Raw genomic sequence first — 9,249 nt, forward strand, 5'->3', positions numbered from 1 at the left:
GCTAGGCAGCTAGGCAGCTAGGCAGCTCGGTTTGGTAGGCGCACCCTTTAGGGTGCGGCAGTTGAAGTTTATTTAAGGTTTTATTTATGGGATATTGGTTAATAGTTTATGGGATAATTTTTGATTCTCTACTAAATGGATGGTAAATATATGAAATATATAATTCTCCTTGCCGACGGAATGGCAGACAGGCCGGTTAAGGAACTTAACGGCAAGACCCCGCTTGAAGCTGCTTTTAAACCCAGTATGGATTCCGTTTTCAGGCGGTCAAAATGCGGTATGGTAAAAACACTGGTGGATGGTTATCCGCTGGGTTCTGATATTGGAAATATGTCTGTTCTTGGAAATAATCCCGTTTTGCATTATACGGGGCGCGCCCCTATGGAAGCTTCAAGCATGGGCCTTAATCTTGAACCCGACGATGTGGCTTTCAGGTGCAACCTGGTAAGCGTAGATAACGGCTTAATGAAAGATTATTCTTCCGGGCATATCACCACCGCGGAAGCCGATGAACTTATTAAATCCGTTGAAGCGCAGCTTGGCGGCGGCGCTTTTAAATTTTATACCGGAAAAAGTTACAGGCACATAATGGTGACAAAAGGCGGCGAAGATATTATTGGTGTTCCGCCGCATGATATAACCGGTAAAAAGATAAACGATAACATGCCAAAGGGGTCATTGGCAAAAGAACTTATTTCCCTGATGGAACGTTCCCGTGAAATACTAAAAAATCATCCCGTAAACGCCGCAAGGCGTGCCGCGGGAAAAAACACAGCTGATATGATATGGCTGTGGGGGCAGGGCAGGCGTATGGAAATTCCGGGGCTTAAGGAAAAATACGGAATTTCAGGCGCGGTAATTTCGGCTGTGGACCTTGTAAACGGCATCGGCATGGCAATGGGGCTTAAAGTAATAAACGTGCCCGGCGTTACAGGCTTTATAGACACAAATTTCAAAGGCAAAGCGCAGTACGCGCTTATGGCGCTTAAAGAATGTGATTTTGTTTATGTGCACGTGGAAGCAACCGATGAGATGGGCCATATTGGCGATTATAAAGGCAAAGTGCTTGCGATAGAAAAGTTTGATTCTGAAGTGGTAAAGACGGTTATGGACGGCATAAATGAAATCGGGGACTGCAGGCTTATGATAACGTCGGACCACGCAACCCCCATTTCGGAACGCACACATACGGCAGAAGCGGTTCCGTTTGTAATTTATGACACAAGAAACGATTTTAATAATACGGTGCCGGCATATTCCGAAAAGCAGATAAATGAAAAAAGCGGATGCCATTATGAAAAGGCGTGGGAACTGTTTGAAGATTTTATAAAGGAAAAAATATAAGGTTTTATATTTAATATACAGGAGGAGCATATGCCTTTAGTGGTTCAGAAATACGGCGGCGCATCGCTTGCCACGCCGGAAAAAATGCTTCACGTTGCCGACAGGATTATAAAAATGAAAAAAAAGGGCAACGACATGGTTGTTGTGGTTTCGGCCCCCGGCGACACAACAGATGACCTTGTGACGTTCGCGGAAAAATTATCAGACAATCCGCCGGAACGCGAAATGGATATGCTTTTATCCACGGGCGAACAGCAGTCAATTGCTTTAATGAGTATGGCGCTTAATCATAAAGGGTGCCCCGCGATTTCTTTTACAGGACAGCAGGTGGGAATAATAACTGACAGGTCTCACACACAGGCAAGGATTAAAGCGATTGAGGGTATTAATAAAATAAAGAAAGCTTTAAAAGAAGGCAAAGTTGTGGTTGTGGCGGGTTTTCAGGGAATTACAGAAGAAGAAAATATCACCACTCTTGGCCGCGGCGGATCGGACTTAACTGCTGTAGCTTTGGCGCACGCTTTAAAGGCGGACGTGGCGGAATTTTTAAAGGACGTACCCGGAGTTTTAACCACAAATCCGGCAGTATGCCCGGATGCTTCTAAAATAGATTTTCTTTCATACGATGAGATGCTTGAACTTGCAAGCAGCGGCGCCCAGGTGCTTTATAACCGCTCCGTTGAATTTGCAAAGAATTACAACGTGGTGCTTCATGTAAGGGGGACATTCACCGAAACAAACGGGACAATAATTAAAAAGGAGGAATCCAAAATGGAAAAAATAGTTGTAAGCGGAATAACATACAGCAAGAATGAAGCAAAGGTGACTTTAAAGGGTGTTCCTGACAGGCCGGGTGTGGCGTCAAAGATATTTTCAACGCTTGCGGATGCTGGCGTAAATGTTGATATTATAATTCAGAACGTAAGTGATAAAGGGACAACCGACGTTTCTTTTACCACAATACGCAAAGACATCAAAAAAACAATAAAAGTTGTGGAAGGTATTGTCAAAAAAACCAACGCGGCCGGATATTCAGTTGATGAAAAAGTGGGCAAGGTTTCCGCGGTGGGCGTGGGAATGAGGACACATACCGGAATTGCCTCCAAGATGTTCGGCGCGCTTGCTGACGCCAAAGTGAACATAAACATGATTTCCACTTCGGAAATAAAGATATCCTGTGTTGTGGCTGAAGAAGATACGGAAAAAGCGGTAAAGGCGCTTCACGCTGCTTTTGGCCTTGGCAAAAAAAGCGGGTCAAAAAAATAAGGGGTGTATTATGGAAGATAATATAAAGCAGGAAGTTCCGGCGCCTGCAGAGCCAAAACAGGCGCCTGTAGAACCGAAAAAAGAGAAAAAAGAAGCTGAATTTTCTGTAGCCTGGCACTTAAAAGTGCTTGCGGTAATATATGTCCTGCTGGCAGTTTTTTACATTATTTTAAAAATTGTACTGAAATAACGGTATTTACTGACCGCAGTACACCGGACATAAAACTGATTTTACATTTAAATTTTTTCAGGAGAATACAATGGCGGCAAAAAAGATATCTGTTTATGATACAACTTTAAGGGACGGGTCTCAGAGCGCAAGGATAAACTATTCGCTTGAGGACAAGCTGACCATTGCAAAAAAACTTGATGAACTTGGCGTGGATTATATAGAAGGCGGCTGGCCCATGAAGGGCGTAAATAACAAGGATTTTGAGTTTTTCAAGAAGGCAAAAAAGCTTGAATTAAAGCACGCTAAACTTACGGCTTTTGGATCCACAAGGCGCGCTAAAAATAAAGTTCAGGATGATGCCACGTTAAATTCGCTTCTTGAAGCCGGCACAAAGGTAATAACTATTTTTGGAAAAACATGGTCGCTTCATGCGGAAAAAATACTTGGAATATCGCTTGAAGAAAACCTTAAAGTCATCTATGAATCCGTGGCGTACCTTAAGGAAAAAAAGAAAGAAGTTATATTTGACGCGGAACACTTTTTTGACGGGTATAAGGACAACCCGGAATACGCGATTAAATGCCTTTTAGCCGCGCAGAACGCGGGGGCAGACTGCCTGTGCCTGTGTGAAACTAACGGCGGAGCCCTGCCGCACGAAATAGAATTAATAACAAAGGCGGTTGTTGATTCAGTAAAAATAAAAGTGGGCATTCACACGCATAATGACTGCGAACTTGCTGCGGCAAATTCCATAATGGCGGTAAAAAGCGGCGCGGTGCAGGTGCAGGGGACAATGAACGGATTTGGGGAAAGGGCGGGCAACGCCAACCTTATGTCCATAATCCCCATTCTGTCGCTTAAAATGGGATATGAAACAATTCCCGCCAGAAACTTAAAAAAACTTACGGAGACTTCTCACTTTCTTTTTGAAGTGGCAAATATTCCGCCGGATGACAGGCAGCCTTTTACAGGCAAGAACGCTTTTGCGCATAAAGCCGGCGTTCACGCGAACGCGGTTTTAAAAGAGGCAAGCGCGTATGAACACATGAATCCGGAACTTGTGGGAAACACAAGGCAGATACTGATATCGGACCAGGCAGGCGCAAGCTCGCTTATGTTTAAAGCAAAACAGTGGGGTATTGACCTTCCTAAAGATGACCCGCGTACAAAAGACTTTATTGTTCAGATAAAAAAGATGGAAGAAGAAGGGTATGAATTCAAGGATGCGGACGCGTCGCTTGAAATGTTTTTAAAGAAGAGTATGTTAAAGCATCATAAATTCTTTGAACTTGAAGGGCTTAAAGTGATAGTTGAAGATAAAAGCGGGGTAATGGTATCCGAAGCGACGGTAAAGTTAAAGGTTAAAGGCCAGATTGAACACACGGTTGCGGACGCGATAGGCCCGGTGGGCGCGCTTGACAGCGCCTTGCGGAAAGCGCTTATAAAGTTTTACCCTAAGATAAAAGACATGCACCTTGTGGATTTTAAGGTAAGGGTGCTTGAAGGGTCCGCGGGTACAAGCGCAAAGGTGCGCGTTTTAATTGAAAGTTCCGACAAAAACGATGTCTGGACAACGGTAGGCGTATCGGAAAATATAATAGAAGCAAGCTGGCTTGCGCTTGTGGATTCCGTGGAATATAAGCTGTTAAAAAAATAATAAGTTTTCGTATTTGAATTTGTAGGGATAGCGCTCCCGCGCTGTCCGGCTCTTCTGTTTTAATGTTTTGTACCTGTAATTGCCCGGTTGTATGAGTTTTTTTTCATCATATTTTTGATAACAGGAGTTTAAAATGAAGTCAGAAGTTTACTTTACGCCGTTTGGAGCGGAACATTTCAATGACAGTATTCTGTCGCGCCTTGAAAAGATGTTTGACCGGTCAGGGGCGGGCAGTATTATAAAGGAAGGCGATTTGGTTGCCGTGAAAGCACACTTTGGTGAACACGGGAATGTGTCGTTTGTTTCACCTGTTTATTACAGGGCAATTGTTGACAGAATAAAGATGTGCGGCGGAAATCCTTTTATAACCGACAGCAATACCTTATATGTGGGGGAAAGAAATAATGCGGTAAAGCATCATAATATTGCCGCTAAGCACGGCTTTACCATAGAGACAGCAGGCGCCCCTGTAATAATTGCAGACGGCCTTATGGGGACGGATTTTGTGAATGTGGAAATTAACGGGAAACATATTAAGAACGCAAAAATAGCTTCAGCTATTTACTGGGCGCCAAAGATGGTTGTGGTATCGCACTGCAAAGGGCACATGATGACCGGTTTTGGCGGGACGTTAAAAAACCTTGGAATGGGCGGTGCGTGCAGGGCCGGGAAACAGGAGCAGCATTCCGGACAGGTGCCAAAATTTTTAAGTGATAAATGCACAGGCTGCGCTGAATGTGTGGAGTGGTGTAATTTTAACGCGATTGAAATAAACGGCGATAAGGCGGTTAATATTCCGGATAAATGTTCGGGCTGCGGCGAATGTATTGCGGCCTGCAGGTTTGATGCCATTGAAAGCAACTGGGATGTGGATGTAAGCGTAATGCAGGAAAAAATGGCTGAATACGCGGCAGCCGCGGTTAAAAATAAAAAGAAAGCGGTTTTTTATTTTAACTTTGTAATCAATGTTACTCCCGAATGCGACTGCGCTCCTTCAAGCGATAAATACCTTGTACCTGATATAGGTATACTTGGTTCGTTTGACCCCGTTGCCCTTGACGCGGCGTCTGCGGACCTTATCAACAAGGCGTCTGTCATTATGTCAAACGTGTCAGGTAAAGACGGATATGATATGAAACACGCGGAAAATGACAAGTTTCGGATGGTGCATCCCAGGATGGACTGGCAGGCGCAGTTAAAGCATGCCGAAGAACTTGGAATGGGAACAAGGCAATACGAACTGATAGAACTATAAAAGATACGGAGCGCATATGAACAATAAAGGAATCGGCGTATTTGATTCAGGGCTTGGCGGGCTTACAGTGGTTAAAGAACTTATGAAAACCATGCCGGATGAAAAAATAATTTACCTTGGGGATACAGCAAGGACGCCTTACGGGACAAAAACAAAAGAGACCATAATCCGTTTCTCTGTTGAAAATACCGGATTTCTGCTTAAAAAAAACGTAAAGATAGTGGTGGTGGCGTGTAACACCGTTTCCGCGCTTGCTTTAAATGAGATTAAACAGAAGTTTGGCGTTAATATAATCGGCGTAATTGACGCGGGCGCCAGGGCTGCGGTAGCGGCCACTGAAAATAAAAGGATAGGCGTTATTGGAACCAAAGCCACAATAGGAAGCGGAATCTATGAAAAAACAATAAGAAAGTATAATCCGGACATAAAAGTGTTTTCAAATCCCGCGCCTTTACTGGTTCCGCTTGTGGAAGAGGGCTGGATTGACAGAAAAGAAACAGAGGATATCTTAAAGCATTACCTGCTTCCATTTAAAGGCAAAAGAATAGACACGCTGGTGCTTGGCTGCACTCACTATCCGCTGTTAAAACCGCTTATTAAAAAGATTCTGCCGGGCATAAGCGTTATAGATTCCGCGAAAGAAACTGCGGCAGTGGTATCCAACCTTATAATAATGAAAAACCAGTTGTCAAAAAAAGGCAATTCAAAAAGCTCCGCTTTTTATGTAACTGATACTCCGGTTACATTTAACAGGGTGGGGAAGATGTTTTTAAAGAGCAAAATGATAAAGGCAAAAAAGATAAGCCTTTAGGTATCTGTATTAAAAAAAACAGCAGAGGTTTCAAATGTACGAACTTATGGTAAAAGATACTTTTGCGTCAGCGCACAATTTAAGGGATTATAAAGGCAAATGCGAGCACCTGCACGGCCATAATTACGCGGTGGAAGCGTATTTTAAAAGTGAGGCACTGGAAAAAAACGGCCTTGCCGTGGATTTTAATATCTTAAAAGCGGCCCTTAAGAAAGTCACTGAATATCTTGACCATAAGTATTTAAATGACGATGTGCCTTTTTTTAAGGTCAACAACACTTCCGCGGAAAACATAGCAAGGTTTATTTATGAAGAACTTGAAAAAGAGGTAAAAGAAGCACAGGTCTGTAAGGTAAGCGTTTACGAATCGGAAAAGGCAATGGTCTCATATACCAAATAAAAAAGCGGGTGGTTTTATGCGAGGCAACAGGGACAAAAATCAGATGAGGGAAGTTAAGATTACCCGCAATTTCATGAAATACGCGGAAGGCTCTGTGCTTGTGGAATTCGGCGATACAAAAGTTATATGCACGGCCACGGTTCAAAATGACGTGCCGCCATTTTTAAAAGGCAAGGGAACAGGCTGGGTGACTGCGGAATATTCAATGCTGCCGCGTTCCACCAATACAAGAAATCAAAGGGATTCGGCCAAAGGCAAACCCAACGGCAGGGCGCAGGAAATACAAAGGCTTATAGGCAGGTCGCTTCGCGCGGTTATTGATTTTAAGAAACTTGGCGAGCGCACAATAATAATAGACGCGGATGTAATGCAGGCGGACGGCGGCACAAGGACAGCCGCCATTACCGGCGCGTATGTGGCGCTGTATGACGCGGCAGAAAAACTTATGAAAAGCGGGGAAACAGAGTCTTCGGCGGTAAACGAAATAATAGCCGCGGTCTCTGTGGGCATGAAAAACGGGGAAGTGCTGCTTGACCTTGATTATAAGGAAGATTCCAGCGCGGATGTGGATATGAATATAGTAATGACGGGGTCCGGTAAATTTATAGAGCTTCAGTCCACGGCGGAAAGAAAACCTTTCACAACGGAAGAATTAAACGCCATGATAGCTTCCGGTAAAAAGGGAATTGAAGAACTGTTTAAAATACAGAAAAAAGCGCTGGGGATTTAATAAATGACCGAAATAATCCTTGCTTCCAATAATAAGAATAAGGCGCTTGAAATAGCGCATATTTTTAAAGGCAATAAGGTAAAGGTTCTAACCCTTGATGAAATAGGATTTAAAGGCGATATCAAAGAAACCGGCGAAACCCTTGCACAAAACGCGGCAATTAAGGCGCGTGCGGTAAGAAAAATGTCAAAAGGCAGGATTATTATCGCGGATGATTCAGGGCTTGAAGTGGAATATCTGGCAAAGGCGCCCGGTGTTTATTCAGCCAGGTTTGCAGGCCCGGGCTGCACGTATAATGATAATAATCTTAAACTGTTAAAACTTATGAACGGCGTAAAAAAGGCGCAAAGAAAGGCATCTTTCAGGACAGTCATTTGTATTGTTTTCCCGGATGGCAGGGAAGCTTTTGCCGAAGGCAGGGTGAACGGGTATATAAGTGAAACTTTGACAGGTAAACAGGGTTTTGGTTATGACCCTGTGTTTTTTTATGTACCGACAAAGAGGACGTTTGCCGAAATGACGTTTTCGCAGAAGAACAAGGTCTCTCACAGAAGAAAAGCTGCGGCAAAAGCGTGGGAGATTATAAAGAAAGAGTTAAAGTAAAAAACTATTTAACTTTTTTAACCTGTAAAAACGCTATATTTTTAAAGGGTTTTAAAGGTGTGTATCTGGCTTTGAAACCCTATTTTAATTAACAAAAATTTTTATTGACAATAAAATGTAAATAATATAATATGGCTTTACTCACTTAAAATAAAGTATAGTTTCGGAGGATACATGAAAAGATTATCTGCTGCGGCGTTTGCATGCGTTTTCCTGTTTATATTTAATATAACCATTTTTGCATCTCAGGAAGTCCTATCTTCAAAAACTAATAAGACAGATTTTAAGGCTACCGCCAAAATTATAGGCGTTGCTGATGCCAATAAACAGTATTCATATGTGGATATGGGCAAAGCCCAGGGCGTTAAAGTTGGGGATAAGTTTTATGTGGAAGGCAAGTATGGTAAGGTTCAGGTAGAAGTTGTTCAGTCATTTGACAGAATGTCTGCCGTTAAAGTCGTTGACAGTTACCTTCTTGGCGAAGGTCAGGAAGGCCAGATAATACCGCAAAGCAGATATGCAAAAGCTGAAATTAAACAGTATCGTGTTAAACCTTATACTGTTGTTAAAAAGAAACCTGTTACTAAAAAGAAAGTTGCAAAGAAAAAGGCAACACCTAAGAAAGCAGCTGTTGTTGCAGAGCCGGCAATTGAAGCGCCTTTAGCACCGGAACCGGGCGCGGAATTCCCGGGAATGGATTCAATGGCAGAACCGGGTATAGAAGCAGAGCCGGGTATGGATATGATGGAAGAGCCGGGCATGGACATGATGGCAGAACCGGGTATGGATGCAGAACCGGGCATGGACATGATGGAAGAGCCGGGCATGGACATGATGGCAGAGCCGGGATTAGAAGGAATGCCCGGGGATGATCTTGGGATGGATTCGGAAATGGGTCTTGAAGATGAAAGCGTAGGATTACCGGGCGAAGAAATGCCCGCTGATGATATGGGAATGGACGATATGGGCATGGGCGATGACATGGGAATGCCCGCTGATGATATGGGAATG

Annotated in this window: 10 protein-coding genes; all 10 read left to right on the plus strand. The window is 43.5% G+C overall.

The window, feature by feature from the left end:
• Window positions 1-150 precede the first annotated feature (150 nt).
• Entirely contained in the window at window positions 151-1,344 is a 1,194-nt protein-coding gene (locus CVV21_01710; protein ID PKL92497.1) for a cofactor-independent phosphoglycerate mutase, read from the plus strand.
• A 30-nt stretch (window positions 1,345-1,374) separates the two neighbouring features.
• Window positions 1,375-2,610 (plus strand): aspartate kinase, encoded by a 1,236-nt coding sequence (locus CVV21_01715; protein ID PKL92498.1) that lies wholly within the window; start codon window positions 1,375-1,377, stop codon window positions 2,608-2,610.
• 10 nt (window positions 2,611-2,620) lie between these two features.
• Window positions 2,621-2,800 carry a hypothetical protein gene (locus CVV21_01720; GenBank protein ID PKL92499.1) on the plus strand — a complete coding sequence of 60 codons (180 nt, stop codon included), beginning with the start codon at window positions 2,621-2,623 and terminating at the stop codon, window positions 2,798-2,800.
• A 70-nt stretch (window positions 2,801-2,870) separates the two neighbouring features.
• Entirely contained in the window at window positions 2,871-4,439 is a 1,569-nt protein-coding gene (locus tag CVV21_01725) for a citramalate synthase (GenBank protein PKL92500.1), read from the plus strand.
• A gap of 133 nt (window positions 4,440-4,572) precedes the next feature.
• Window positions 4,573-5,694 carry a 4Fe-4S ferredoxin gene (locus tag CVV21_01730; GenBank protein PKL92501.1) on the plus strand — a complete coding sequence of 374 codons (1,122 nt, stop codon included), beginning with the start codon at window positions 4,573-4,575 and terminating at the stop codon, window positions 5,692-5,694.
• A gap of 16 nt (window positions 5,695-5,710) precedes the next feature.
• Entirely contained in the window at window positions 5,711-6,505 is a 795-nt protein-coding gene (locus CVV21_01735; GenBank protein PKL92502.1) for a glutamate racemase, read from the plus strand.
• A 34-nt stretch (window positions 6,506-6,539) separates the two neighbouring features.
• Window positions 6,540-6,905, plus strand: coding sequence for a 6-carboxytetrahydropterin synthase QueD (gene queD, locus CVV21_01740; GenBank protein ID PKL92503.1), 366 nt, complete (start codon window positions 6,540-6,542; stop codon window positions 6,903-6,905).
• 16 nt (window positions 6,906-6,921) lie between these two features.
• Window positions 6,922-7,635 carry a ribonuclease PH gene (locus CVV21_01745; protein ID PKL92504.1) on the plus strand — a complete coding sequence of 238 codons (714 nt, stop codon included), beginning with the start codon at window positions 6,922-6,924 and terminating at the stop codon, window positions 7,633-7,635.
• Window positions 7,636-7,638: 3 nt separating this feature from the next.
• Entirely contained in the window at window positions 7,639-8,238 is a 600-nt protein-coding gene (rdgB, locus tag CVV21_01750; GenBank protein ID PKL92505.1) for a non-canonical purine NTP pyrophosphatase, RdgB/HAM1 family, read from the plus strand.
• A 174-nt stretch (window positions 8,239-8,412) separates the two neighbouring features.
• On the plus strand, window positions 8,413-9,249 hold an 837-nt coding region (locus tag CVV21_01755), incomplete at its 3' end, for a hypothetical protein (GenBank protein PKL92506.1).

The sequence above is a fragment of the Candidatus Goldiibacteriota bacterium HGW-Goldbacteria-1 genome, assembly GCA_002839855.1.
Lineage (GTDB): Bacteria > Oederibacteriota > PGYV01 > PGYV01 > PGYV01 > PGYV01.